Genomic DNA, 12,917 nt, shown 5'->3' on the forward strand with positions numbered 1-12,917 from the left:
GGTCAGATGGTGTGCAGCAGAGCCATGAACCCGAAGTCCATGTGCAGTTGGCTGTGGCAGTGCAGCAGCGACAGGCCGGGCTGGTCGGCGGTGAAGTCGATATCCATCACCTGATAGCCGCCGAGCATCGCGACGTCCTTGCGTACTCCGGCGGTGGGTGTGCCTGCGGCGTGGGTGATTTCGAAGGTGTGCCGATGCAGGTGCATGGGGTGGATGTCGTCGGTGGCGTTGCGCAGGTGCAGCCGGTACCGCTTGCCCTGAGCGAGGTCGAAGACGGGCTGTCCGGCCGCCATCGAGAATGGAGTGTCGTTGATCGTCCACTCGTTGAACCCGTTGCGGGCGGCGTTACGTTTGTCGATCAGCATGTCGATCACCTGATCCGGTACCGCCGCGGTCCGGTCGGGTGTGGTGAACAGTCGGTAGTCCCAGGTGAACGGTGGCGGCGTGACCCATTGCGGATCGCCGGTGCGGTTGGCGTACTCGACCACGATGCCCATGCCGTTCTCGCGGTCGTCGTCGGCGGTGTCGCCGAGCACCCACACGCCGGGGTTGGTCATCTCCACGATCGCCGAGATGCGTTCGGCGGCACCGAGCCACAGCACCGGCACCTGAGCCGGGTTCGGGACGGGGTTGCCGTCGAGGGCGATGACGGTGAAGGTGTGGCCGGGCAGGGCGAGGCTGCGGGTTTCGGTTGCGCTGCCGTTGAGCACATGGAGCAGGACCCGTTCACCGGATTCGACGCGGATCGGGTCACCATGGCCGAGGGCGCGGCCGTTGATGCTGAACGTGCGGTAGCCGACCTCGTAGCCGTGCGCGGTGCCCAGCGCAAGTGACGCGGCCATCGCGGCCTCGCCGCGGTCACTCAGTTCCGGTATGGGTTCACCGGCGAGGAAGTCGCCGGGCATGTCGTCCTCTCGGCTCAGGGCGGGTTCGAATTCCTTGAGCGTCAGGAAGATCTCCTGATCGTAGGCTCCGGGATGCTGTTTCGATTCGATGAAGACCGGGCCGACTTGGCCGCTGTACTGACCGCCGGACAGATCCGCGCCGGGAGTCAGGTGGGTGTGATAGAAGCGGAGCCCGGCCGGGCCGCAGGTGAAGACGATGCGGCGCATGCCGTGGGCCGGGATGAACGGTGTGCCTTCCTCAGCCGAGCCGTCGACATCGACGGACAAATGTTGCCCGTGCCAATGCAGTTGCTCAGGGGTGTCGGTGTCGTTGTGGACATCGATGGTGGTCTGCTCACCTTCAGTGAATCTGAGCAGCGGGCCGGGGAATTGACCGTTGTAGGTGGTGGTCGACACCGTCCGGCCCGGGGCTACCTCGATCCGGCTACGAACGATGTGCAACGTGTAGTCGGCGTTGCTCGTTGGGCCCGACTGCGGGCGCGAGCACCCGGTCACCGTGGCGGTACTCGCCCCCGCACCACCCAGTACGGCCACGCCGCTCCATCTGAGAAAACCACGACGATCAACAGGCATAGTCGATGCACGTCCTTCGGCTGTCTCAGCAGATCGAAGTTGCGGCAGAATCCTGAATGCAGGACACGATATCGAATGCCGGTACCGTGCGGCTGTGAATCAGGGTGCGGCCCGGCCCGCGCTGTGGGCGCGCGATACGCGCAGCGTGCGATTCATCGTGACTGCCCGCTTGGTCCGCTACGGCACATGGGCGTGCGTGGCACTCGGGATCGCGCTGAGCATGCGCGGCATCGTCGGAGTCACCGTGTCGGGGCTCGAGATCGCCAATTTCACCGGCCGCACCCGGGCACACTCGGCATCGGTACGCGCCTGCCGGTCTCCGGCTACTGGGGTATCGGCGCAGTGCGATCCCTTTCGCGCCAGCCAGCTGATAGCCATCGCCGCAGTAATCCTGGCGTTGCTCGGGCTGACCAATCTCACTGTCTCTCAGCGACCCACAACCCAAAGATCCGAAGCCAACGAGCAGGCGTTCTACGGAAATTCTCCCGAACGTTGGCACACCGGGGTTCTCGAACAGTGGTCCTGAAGCCACCAAAAACATCCTCTGACCTGGAGCCGCCTGGGGGAATCGAACCCCCGACCTTTTCATTACGAGTGAAGCGCTCTACCGACTGAGCTAAGGCGGCGTGCCTTTCGGCGTGGCGAGTCTATCGTCTCGGCGGTCGGATCGCGAAAACGGGAGGTCATCGCAGCGCGATCGGCAGACCCGGCGGCGGCTTCCAGCCGGTCTCTCGGTCGGCTGCATAACCTGCCGGTCGAGCATTGAGGCGGGTCGAATCCCCCGACCTCTTCATTACGAGTGAAACGCGGCGACGGCTGGGTGCCGATCGAAATCGGCTAGGCGGATTGGGCGGAGATGAGGGTGGCGACCATGGCGGCGAGCGCGAAACGGGGTTTGACGTTGAGGTCGAGGGCCTCGCGGCAGGCGAGGACGGCTTCGATGGAGCGCAGCAGGCCCTCGGGGCGGACGCGGTCGGCGAGGTCGTGGATCTGATCGGACATATCGGGGTGGGTGAGGGTGACGCCGGAACCGTTGCGGGCGGCGCCGAAGCGGACAGCGAGAGCATCGCGGTAGACACCAGCTACGTCGATGAGCGCGCGGTCGAGGGCATCGCGGCCGGTGCGGGTGGCGCGGGATTTCTGCCTGCGCTCCAGGTCTTTGAGCACACCGGCCGAGCCTCGGGTAGCGCCCGCCGCGCCTTTGCCGGTGCCACCCGCGCCGAGTGCGGTCGCCAACTCGTCGCGCTCGCGCTCGTCACGGGCCGCACTCATCTGCTTCGCCTCGTCATCGGCCGACTTCACCAATTCATCCGCAGCCGTATAAGCGGCACCGGGCCGGGAAACCGCACCCACCAACGCCAGCGCCCGCTGCCGGCGAGCACGCGCCTGCTCATCGGTAGCCAGCCGTCGAGCTCGCCCGACGTGGCCGCCGCTCACCGATGCCGCCCAAGTGGCGGTCTTTTCGTCGAGCTTGTCGCGCTCTCGCAGCACCAGCGCGATGGCGGGCACCGAGGGTGTAACCAGATGCACATGCCGACAGCGCGACCGCAGCGTCACGGAGATGTCCTCCGGGTCCACCGACGGCGCGCACAGCAGGAATACTGTCCGCTCCGGCGGCTCCTCGACCACCTTCAACAGCACATTGCCCGCCGCCTCGGTCAACCGGTCGGCGTCCTCGATCAGCACCACCTGCCATCGACCGGTACTCGGCCGCCGCGAGGCGATCTGCACGATCTCGCGCATCTCCTTGGTGCTGATGCTCAGCCCTTCCGGAATCACCCGCCGCACGTCGCCGTGCGTTCCGGCCATCGTGGTCGTGCACGCATGACACCGACCGCAGCCGGGCGCACCCTCGTCCGTGCACTGCAGCGCGGCCGCAAAACACAGCGCCGCAACGGATCTCCCCGATCCGGGCGGCCCGGTGAACAGCCACGAATGCGTCATCGCACCATTGCCGGCCCCTCCGCGCGCGGCGACCGCGGCCGCCCGCAATTCGGACTCGACCGCATCCTGCCCAACCAGCCGATCGAAGACACCCGCCACGCCGTACACCCTAGCCATCCCCACCGACAGGCTCGTCCTCGCGCCGTCCGAGCGTCACGATCGCAGCTGATCGGCGTTCCGCGGCGGCGTGCGCCATCCTGCCGGTGGCGGTCCGAGCAGCCGTGCGGTCGGCTGATCGGGATGCGATCCGAGCCTGCGCGGCACCGCCGCGGATCTCCGAATATCGATCCAACCGTGCCAATGACCGTCGGGCCCACAGCCGATGCCATCGGCGGCAACCGACATCCAGTCGATACCCCGGTCCCGCAGTCAACCGCGCACACCCGCCAACGGATGCGGACTACCCGGCAGGTTCTCATAGCCCGCGAGGCGAATCCACTCGAGGTCCATGGCATCCATACTGCCGTCGATCACACTCGTTGATAAGTGGTGTTCGCGCCGTCGAGCGCCTCTCGAATGATGTCGGCATGCCCACTGTGGTGGGTGATCTCGCGCAGCACGTGCAGCAGGGTGAAGCGCACGGTCCACCACTCGCGGTCGGGCGTCCACGGTGTCGTCGGGGTCGGGATGGACGTGCTCAGATCCGGATCGGTGCGAATCAGCTTCGCGGTCGCCTCCGCCACTTCGTCCCAGGTGGCCAGCAGTCCCGCAACCGTATCGTCGGGCGCCATCAGATACTCACCCTCGAATTCGGCCAGTTCCTGCTCGGCCGTCTCATCGCGCTCGACGATGACCTTTGTCCAGTGCCGCTCGCAGTTGACGACATGGTGCAGCAGCCCACCGAGGGTCAACTCGCTGACGGTCGTGCGCTGCCGCGCTTGCTGCTCGTCGATACCCCGCAGGGTAATTCGAAACAGCGCGCGCTGACTGTCGAGCGCGAGGATGAGATCTTCGCGCTCCTGATCGATCGCCATGGCGGCCCCTTCCCGGTCGATGCTCCGATACCGGGGCGAGGCTACGGCAAGGCACCGACGAAACCGTCAGGCCTTCTTCGCGGCCGTCTTCTTGGCGGTGGTTTTCTTCGCTGCGGTCTTCTTCGCCGCCGTCGCCTTCTTGGCCGGAGTCTTCTTCGCCGCCGCCTTCTTCGCCGTCTTCTTCACCGGACCACGCGCGCGCCGATCGGCGAGCAGCTCCGAGGCCCGCTCGTCGGTGATCGACTCGACCTCGTCGCCCTTGCGCAGGCTGGCATTGGTCTCACCGTCGGTGACATACGGACCGAAGCGCCCGTCCTTGATCACCATCGGCTTACCGGTCGCCGAATCGTTTCCGAGTTCGCGCAGCGCCGCGGCACTGGCGGCCTGGCGTCCGCGCCGCTTGGGCTCGGCGTAGATCTTGAGCGCCTCGTCCAGCGTCACGGTGAAGATCTGATCTTCATTGGCCAGCGAACGAGAATCCGTGCCCTTCTTCAGATATGGGCCGTAGCGTCCGTTCTGCGCGGTGATCTCCTCACCGGAGGCCGGGTCGGCACCGACAACGCGTGGCAGCGACAACAACTTCAACGCATCGTCGAGCGTAATCGTCGCCAGATCCATATCTTTGAACAGCGATCCGGTCCGCGGCTTAGGCGCCGCAGCCTTTTTCGCGGTCTTCTTCGCGGGCGCGGGCGCGTCCTCGGGCGCGGGCTCCGGCAGGATCTCGGTGACGTACGGACCGAAACGTCCTTCCTTGGCGACGATTTCGTGTCCGGTCGCCGGATCCTTACCGAGCAGGCGTCCTTCCTGCGGTGTCGAGAACAGTTTCTCGGCGACCTGCGCGGTCAGCTCGTCCGGCGGCAGATCATCGGGCAGATTCGCCCGCTGTGATATCGAATCCCCTTCGGGGTCATCGGGATTGGCGACCATCCGCTCCAGATACGGTCCGAATCGACCGACCCGAACCACAACGTCGCGACCCTCGTCGTCGACGAACAGCTTGATCGAATTGACCTCGCGCGCATCGATGTCATCGAGCTGCTCACCGACCATCCGCTTCAGACCGCCGGAGCGCGCGACCGAACCCTCGACACCGTGATCGCCACCGAAATAGAAGCTGGACAACCAATTTCCGCGCTGCTCACGACCGCCGGCGATGGCATCGAGGTCGTCCTCCATGGCGGCGGTGAAGTCGAAGTCGACCAGCCGACCGAAGTAGGCCTCCAGCAGACCGACCACCGCGAAGGCGACCCACGACGGCACCAGCGCACTGCCGCGCTTGTACACATATCCGCGGTCGAGAATCGTCTTGATGATCGACGAATACGTCGAAGGTCGACCGATGCCGAGGTCTTCGAGTGTCTTGATCAACGAGGCCTCGGTATACCGCGCGGGCGGATTCGTGCTGTGCCCATCGGGATTCAGCTCCACCGCCGTGACGCGCTCGCCCTCGTCGAGCGCGGGCAGCCGGGATTCGGCGTCGTCGGACTGACCGCCCGCCTCCTCGTCGACACTCTCGACGTAAGCCTTGAGGAAGCCCGGGAAGGTGATGGTCCGACCGGAGGCCGAGAACACGCATTCCTCGCCGGTACCCGCGACACCGGTGATCCGCAGCGTCAGCGTGGTGCCCCTGGCATCGGCCATCTGCGAGGCGACCGTGCGCTGCCAGATCAGCTCGTAGAGCCGGAACTCGTCATTGTCCAAGCGCGCGTGCAGCTGACCCGGGGTCGCGAAGGTATCGCCCGCCGGACGAATCGCCTCGTGCGCCTCCTGCGCGTTCTTCACTTTGCGGGTGTACTGCCGCGGCGTCGGGTGCACGTATTCCGCGCCGTACAGCTGGGTCGCCTGCGACCTGGCCGCGGCGATCGCCGACTCCGACAGCGTGGTCGAGTCGGTACGCATGTAAGTGATGTAGCCGTTCTCGTATAGCCGCTGCGCGACCCGCATGGTCCGCTCGGCATTGAACCGCAGCTTGCGGCCCGCCTCCTGCTGCAGGGTCGAGGTCATGAACGGCGCGTATGGCTTACGCGTATATGGCTTGGCCTCCGCGGAGGAAACCACCAGATCGGCGCCCTCGAGCGCCTCGGCGAGGCGGCGGGCATAGGGCTCGTCGAGGACGACCACGCCATTGCCCTTGAGCTGCCCGTCCGGCCCGAAGTCCCGGCCGGTTGCCACCCTGGTCCCGTCGACACTGACCAGGCGCGCCCCGAAGGTGCGCGGATTGGTGGCGTCGCCGTTTTCCCCGCCCGCATCCAGCTTGGCCGCGATATCCCAGTACTCGGCCGAGCGGAATGCCATCCGCTCGCGCTCGCGCTGCACGATCACCCTGGTCGCAACCGACTGCACCCGGCCCGCCGACAACCGCGGCATGACCTTCTTCCACAGCACCGGACTGACCTCGTAGCCGTACAACCGGTCCAGGATGCGCCGGGTTTCCTGCGCGTCGACCAGATCGTTGTCCAGATCGCGGGTATCGGCCGCGGCGGCCAGAATGGCGGGCTCGGTGATCTCGTGGAACACCATGCGTCGCACCGGCACCTTGGGCTTCAACGTCTCCAACAGGTGCCAGGCGATGGCCTCACCCTCGCGGTCGGGGTCGGTGGCGAGGTAGAGCTCGTCGGCATCGGCCAGCAGGCTCTTGAGCTCGGAGACCTTGGCCTTCTTATCCGGACTCACCACATAGATGGGCTCGAAGTCGTTGTCGACGTCGACGCCGAGGCGCGCCCAGGACTGCCCCTTGTACTTGGCGGGAACGTCCGCGGCACCCCGCGGCAGGTCCCGGATATGACCGACAGAGGCCTCGACCGTGTAATTGCGACCCAGATAGGGCGCAATTTTTCGGGCCTTTGTCGGGGACTCGACGATCACGAGACGACGCAGGGGACGGCCCTGGTCGGCTGCACCGCGGTCTCGTGTTGCCACCGGCGAATACACCTTTCCTTATCGACCCGCGCTGCGCTTTTTCGCGCTGTGCGCGGCTGGGGCAAGCGGCGGCGACGGGGAGGACGTTGCCACCAGACACGTTTATACCTTGACGCGACGTGTGGCCGAGCGCTTGCGACTCGAACCACAGAGCGTACCTGCGTCCCTGGTGATCAGTATGCAGTGCCTGCCGCGCTACGACCGCACCGCAGGTACGCGCCGGTTTTTGTCTTACCCCAGATATAGCTCGTCCCTCACCTCCGTTACCGGTGGTGAGGGACGAGCGAATCGTTGCGTCGCTCAGCTGAGCGCGCGAACTCCGGTGGCCTGCGGACCCTTTGTGCCCTGGCCAACCTCGAACTCGACCTTCTGGTTCTCCTCGAGGGTGCGGAAACCCGACCCTTGGATCTCGGAGTAGTGGACGAAGACGTCAGCGGAGCCGTCCTCGGGCGCGATGAAGCCGAACCCCTTCTCCGCGTTGAACCACTTCACAGTTCCCTGTGCCATTCTGTTCCTTCTCTTTTCTTACCGGAACGGCGGACAAGTAGGTTCATCCACCGGGTCCGTTCCGACCGTTGTACTGTTGGTTCCCCCTGCAGGAAAGCACCAAGCACAGCGTTCGCAACATCGATCCTGCTGACGGTTTGGACTTTGGATCCGTCCCTCGAACACAGAAGCTTGCGACCAGGAACTAGTGAACCATGTCTTCGAGCAATTCAACAGTCGAGTTACCGACAATTTGCAAAAAAGTTGATCTAGCGAATGCGCAGGTGAGGGACACAATGCCGGAATCCAGACTTGTGGTTCGTTTGCTTACGGATAACCGAGCCAGCGTCTGGCAAACAGGCTGTGACCCAGGTCGCTATTTGGTATCGAAATGGCAGGTGGAGCTTCCCAAGCGCACACGTTTCACACTTTCTGTGCGTGTCGCGGAGTTCGAGTCGTGAATCCGACCGATCCGGTAAGTCGGCCACGGGCCAGCAACGGCCGAAGTTACGGGCGATCGTTGCTGAATCGTGTCCTGAATGCGGGCCCCGACGACGACACCCGCCTGACCCATGTCGTCGAACTCGCCGCACGCCCTGCAGCCACCACTACCTGGCCTGATTGGGCCGCGCCCGATGTCGTCGCCGCGTTGCGGGCCGCCGGAGTCGAGGCGCCGTGGACTCATCAGACGAGAACCGCCGACATCGCCGCGAGCGGCCGACACGTGGTCGTCAGTACCGGGACAGCATCCGGGAAATCGCTCGGCTACCAACTGCCGGTGCTCACCGCATTGCGCGAAGATCCACTCGCCACTGCCCTTTATCTGGCGCCGACCAAGGCATTGGGCGCCGACCAACTGCGGGCAATAGCGGAATTGACGCACGAGGGGCCGTTGCGGGATGTCCATCCGGCCACTTACGACGGCGACACACCGGCCGAGGTCAGGCAATGGGTGCGCGCGAATGCCCGCTTCATCCTCACCAATCCCGACATGCTGCACGTCGGCATGCTGCGTTCGCATCAGCGATGGGCCAGAGTGCTGCGCAGGCTGCGCTACGTGGTGGTCGACGAATGCCATGCCTACCGGGGCGTATTCGGTTCGCATGTGGCACTGGTGCTGCGCAGGCTGCGGCGCATCGCGGCCCATTACGGTGCGGACCCCGTATTCATCCTCTGCTCTGCGACCACGGCAGAGCCCGCGGCCGCCGCCTCCCGGCTGATCGGCGCGCCATGCGTGGCAGTCACCGAGGACGGATCGCCGCAAGGCTCGCGCACCATCGCACTATGGGAGCCGCCGCTGTTGACCACTCTGACCGGGGAAAACGGTGCACCCGTTCGGCGATCCGCGAGCTCGGAGGCGGCCAGGATCATGGCCGATCTGGTATGCGAGGGCGCGCGCACGCTCGCATTCGTCAGGTCACGGCGGGCCGCTGAGCTGACCGCGATCGAGGCACGCCGGCTGCTCGCCGAGGTCGATCCGGCACTCAGTGAGCGGATCGCCGCTTATCGGGCGGGTTATCTCGCGGAGGATCGGCGGGAGCTGGAGGTAGCGCTATCGGATGGGTCGCTACTGGGAGCGGCCACTACGAATGCGCTGGAACTCGGGGTCGATATCGCGGGGTTGGATGCGGTCGTGATCTCGGGTTTTCCGGGTACGGTCGCCTCGTTCTGGCAGCAGGCCGGGCGCGCGGGGCGGCGCACGCAGGGGTCGTTGGTGCTGCTGGTGGCCAGGGACGACCCGCTGGACACCTTCCTGGTCCACCACCCGGAGGCGCTACTGGACAAGCCGATCGAGGCCACCATCACCGATCCACACAATCCCTATGTATTGGGCCCGCAATTGCTGTGCGCGGCGCTGGAACTGCCGCTCACCGACGATGAGGTCGATGCGCTCGGTGCGCGTGAGGTGCTCACCGATCTCGCAGGTCAGGGGTTGATTCGACGCCGGAACGGCGCGGTTCGCGACGGCAGCGCGCGCTGGTTCGCGACCGCCGAGGCGCAGCCGCATGATGCCGTCGACGTGCGCGGTGGCATCGGCACACCCATTGCCATCGTCGACGGCGAGACCGGCAGATTGCTCGGCACCGCCGACGCCGGGCGAGCTCGGGCAACGCTGCACGAAGGGGCCGTTCACCTGCATCAAGGCGATACCTACCTGGTCGATGAACTGGATCTCGAGGGCGGCGTGGCGTTCGTGCGCAGTACCGATCCCGGCTGGACCACCAGCGCCAGACAGATCACCTCGATCACGGTCGACGCGGTGACCGAACAGCGCCGACACGGTCGGGTGACCACCGCATTGGCGCAGGTCAGCGTCACCAGTCAGGTGATCGGTTATCTACGCACGCTGCGCACGGGCGAGGTGTTGGACCTGGTCGAGCTGGATATGCCGGAGCAGACGCTGTCGACCCGCGCGGTGCTGTACACGGTGACCCCTGAACTGCTGGCCGCGGCAGGCCTGGCTACACCGCGGGTGCCGGGCGCGCTGCACGCCGCCGAACATGCGGCGATCGGCCTTTTGCCGCTGGTCGCGACGTGTGACCGGTGGGATATCGGCGGCGTTTCGACCGCCGAGCATCCCGATACCGGACTGCCGACGGTGTTCGTCTATGACGGGCAGCCGGGTGGCGCGGGCTTCGCCGAGCGTGGGTTCGCGCAGCTACATCGCTGGTTGTCCGCGACACTCGCGGTGATCGAGACGTGTACCTGCACGGTCGGGTGCCCGTCCTGCGTGCAGTCACCCAAGTGCGGCAATGGTAACCATCCGCTGGACAAGGCTGGTGCGGCCCGCCTGCTGGCCGCGGTTCTGGGCGAATTGGGCGCCGATACAGGCCACTGAACGGCCCGGCGCAGGCGCCGGGGTCGATTCGTGACACTGCCGAGCTCCCAATGTGATCGCTTGTCCACTTTCCGGGTGGTCACCAAGGATTACCGGCGCCGGTCGACGTGGCCCGCCCCGCGGTGTCGGGTGTCTCGACCCGCCGAATAAAGAGGATTAGATTCATGTTAACTGAGGTATTGCCACGGCGTTAGCATCCGACGTGCGGATTCATTCGATTGCCTTCTTGGCACTAAGTAAATATAGGCAATGACGCATTTATTCGAGCATCCCAATTACCGCATTCCGCCATCGTGAAGTACCACTGGCGAGTGCATGTACGTACCGGTCACACTCCTTCTTCTTTGGGTCCCGCACGCGCAGTCGCGCGAACAGTCTGCTTTCCTAACAGACCCATTGGTACATTCCTTTCAACAGTGACGGTCGCATCCCACTGCACGACTTCACACTGCTGAATCCGCACTCCCATCCGTAGCGCGATCTCCCCCGCTTCCGCACAGCCGACATCGGCCCCACGCGCCAGTTCTCCAGCCGCCGCCAATGCCGCCAAATCCGCCGCGGCCTGCGCCCGATGCCGCGCCACAACCACCACCCCCACCTGAGCGATCAATAGCGTCGCGCCGATCAGCGCGACCAGCGCTAGACAGGCGAACAGCGTCGCAACGCCCTCATCCCGCCCTCCCCGCCGCGCCTCGCCGACCGCGTTCACTCCGAGGACCTGCTCCGCTCCACCGAGGCCGTCCTCGCCTCCGGACGCAATTGCATCGCCCCCTCGGCCGGCGCGGTTGTCCGCCCGGACGCACCGCGCGAAACGAGGCCACTGCGCGCTGCCCGAGACAATCTCGCTGCAACCCCCCTCGACTCGACCGGCCGCCCGGAGCCGCCGCACAAAGACGCCGTGCCCACGGCCACCAACTCGCGCAACGACACCGCGCGCATCGGCAACTCGGCCGCCTGCGGTTTGTAATGCTCGGCACCCGCAGTCGACTCGACCGTGCCAGGTCTGTCGCACGGCGGGGCCAGTCGAGTGCGTGCCGCCTGATCCGAATGCCCTGCACCGATGGCCGAGTCGGCTGGCTCTGATGGCGCAGCGGCAACGCGTCCATGTGGCGACAATGCCGTGCCCGGGTGGAAACACACAGCGCCCGTTGCCGACTCGGCGACTGCTGGAGCCGAACGCTCGGCACACGCGGTCGACCTCGCCGTCCCGACGCCTCCACACTGCGACGTCAGGTCCTGGTGCGCCGTCTGGCGCAAACGCACTGGAGCCATGGTCGAGTCGACTGGCCGCGGTGGCGCAGTGAGGACGTGCGATTCGCCCGTCGACGATGTCGCGTTGGCTGTGGTCGCTTCGTCGACAGCTAGAACTGTTCGGCGGGGCGGCTTCTACTGCTCGGTCACTGCGCATCCTTACCGCCGCGCTCCGGTGGCGCGACACATCGCTGTCCTTCATCTGTGTTGTGCCCGGTGGCACGTCGGTGGCCGTTGGGCGGCCCTTGGGGGTCACGGCTCGGCTCCTGGCTCGCGGGTAGCGACGGCCTCGGCGTGCAGGACCAGTAAGGGCAGTAGAGGCGCGCGGGCGGAGACCGCCGCGACTACCTTGTCGCCCTCACTGCCCAGCGAGATGTCGGCGGTCGGTGGAGCTACCCGCCGAGCCGCCGACACCGCATTCGCTTGATCACCGCGGGCAGCCAGCCGGGCCGCTTCGCGAGCGGCGTCGACACAGCGCACCTGCGTCGACGCCGCGAGCAAGACACCGACGCACAGCACCACCGCAACCACGATGGCAGCCAGCGCGATCGCCGCCTCAACCGTCACCGCACCCCGATCGTCACCGAGATGCGTTGTACCGCAGTAGTTTAATCGACAACTACTCTCCGCTACACCGCGGTATTCAACGCCTTGTCGATGATCTTCGTCAGCGCGTTCACAATGCTGTCCCCAGTCACAACCCCATAGAGCACGGCCCCGAACGCCGCAGCCGCAATAGTCCCGATCGCATACTCCGCCGTACTCATCCCGTCGTCCACGACCAGCACCCGCAGCACCCGAGCTCGCACCTCCATGCCAACGGCCCCCAGCCGCCGCACTACCCGATCCCGCATTATCCCTATTCGCACCGTCTTCCCCTCTCATTCCCGCCGGCGCGGCTACTCCGCGCCGACACGCTCTTCCCTGCCGCGCACGCACCAGCACCGCACCACACAGCTCAACCATCGCGAGGGCAGCACTCGGCAGCTCAACGCCACCTTCCACAACGCCGCGCTCGACAGCACC

At 65.8% G+C, this 12,917-nt stretch carries 10 protein-coding genes and 1 tRNA gene; 2 read left to right on the forward strand and 9 right to left on the reverse strand.

Annotated features, from left to right (window positions below):
- Positions 1–2 precede the first annotated feature (2 nt).
- On the reverse strand, positions 3–1,478 hold the full coding sequence (locus tag AB0J47_RS31225) for a multicopper oxidase domain-containing protein (RefSeq protein WP_364354098.1): 1,476 nt from the start codon (positions 1,476–1,478) through the stop codon (positions 3–5).
- Between the two features lie 94 nt (positions 1,479–1,572).
- Here AB0J47_RS31225 and AB0J47_RS31230 point away from each other — a divergent pair, with 94 nt between their 5' ends.
- A complete protein-coding gene (locus AB0J47_RS31230; RefSeq protein WP_364354101.1) occupies positions 1,573–2,004 on the forward strand; it encodes a hypothetical protein in 432 nt (143 codons plus the stop codon).
- A gap of 24 nt (positions 2,005–2,028) precedes the next feature.
- Here the strand turns inward: AB0J47_RS31230 and AB0J47_RS31235 are convergent.
- From AB0J47_RS31235 to AB0J47_RS31255, 5 genes are all read right to left on the reverse strand, one after another.
- Positions 2,029–2,104: transfer RNA gene (locus tag AB0J47_RS31235), tRNA-Thr, on the reverse strand.
- 211 nt (positions 2,105–2,315) lie between these two features.
- Positions 2,316–3,521 carry a DNA polymerase III subunit delta' gene (locus tag AB0J47_RS31240; RefSeq protein WP_364354104.1) on the reverse strand — a complete coding sequence of 402 codons (1,206 nt, stop codon included), beginning with the start codon at positions 3,519–3,521 and terminating at the stop codon, positions 2,316–2,318.
- Between the two features lie 371 nt (positions 3,522–3,892).
- Entirely contained in the window at positions 3,893–4,396 is a 504-nt protein-coding gene (locus AB0J47_RS31245; protein ID WP_364354107.1) for a DUF664 domain-containing protein, read from the reverse strand.
- A gap of 66 nt (positions 4,397–4,462) precedes the next feature.
- Positions 4,463–7,261 carry a type I DNA topoisomerase gene (gene topA, locus AB0J47_RS31250; protein WP_364354251.1) on the reverse strand — a complete coding sequence of 933 codons (2,799 nt, stop codon included), beginning with the start codon at positions 7,259–7,261 and terminating at the stop codon, positions 4,463–4,465.
- A gap of 354 nt (positions 7,262–7,615) precedes the next feature.
- Positions 7,616–7,822, reverse strand: coding sequence for a cold-shock protein (locus AB0J47_RS31255; RefSeq protein ID WP_011206895.1), 207 nt, complete (start codon positions 7,820–7,822; stop codon positions 7,616–7,618).
- Between the two features lie 499 nt (positions 7,823–8,321).
- Between AB0J47_RS31255 and AB0J47_RS31260 the strand changes: the two genes are divergently transcribed.
- A complete protein-coding gene (locus tag AB0J47_RS31260; RefSeq protein ID WP_364354110.1) occupies positions 8,322–10,640 on the forward strand; it encodes a DEAD/DEAH box helicase in 2,319 nt (772 codons plus the stop codon).
- Between the two features lie 328 nt (positions 10,641–10,968).
- On the opposite strand, the gene AB0J47_RS31265 is transcribed toward AB0J47_RS31260, so the two are convergent.
- The 3 genes from AB0J47_RS31265 to AB0J47_RS31275 form a co-directional block, all read right to left on the reverse strand.
- Positions 10,969–11,349 (reverse strand): Rv3654c family TadE-like protein, encoded by a 381-nt coding sequence (locus AB0J47_RS31265; RefSeq protein ID WP_364354113.1) that lies wholly within the window; start codon positions 11,347–11,349, stop codon positions 10,969–10,971.
- Positions 11,350–12,143: 794 nt separating this feature from the next.
- Positions 12,144–12,458 (reverse strand): TadE family type IV pilus minor pilin, encoded by a 315-nt coding sequence (locus AB0J47_RS31270; protein ID WP_364354116.1) that lies wholly within the window; start codon positions 12,456–12,458, stop codon positions 12,144–12,146.
- A 62-nt stretch (positions 12,459–12,520) separates the two neighbouring features.
- Positions 12,521–12,706: a DUF4244 domain-containing protein gene (locus AB0J47_RS31275; protein WP_364354254.1), complete on the reverse strand. Its 186-nt coding sequence runs from the start codon at positions 12,704–12,706 to the stop codon at positions 12,521–12,523.
- Between the last annotated feature and the right edge of the window lie 211 nt (positions 12,707–12,917).

The sequence above is a fragment of the Nocardia sp. NPDC049737 genome, assembly GCF_040674755.1.
Taxonomy (GTDB): domain Bacteria; phylum Actinomycetota; class Actinomycetes; order Mycobacteriales; family Mycobacteriaceae; genus Nocardia.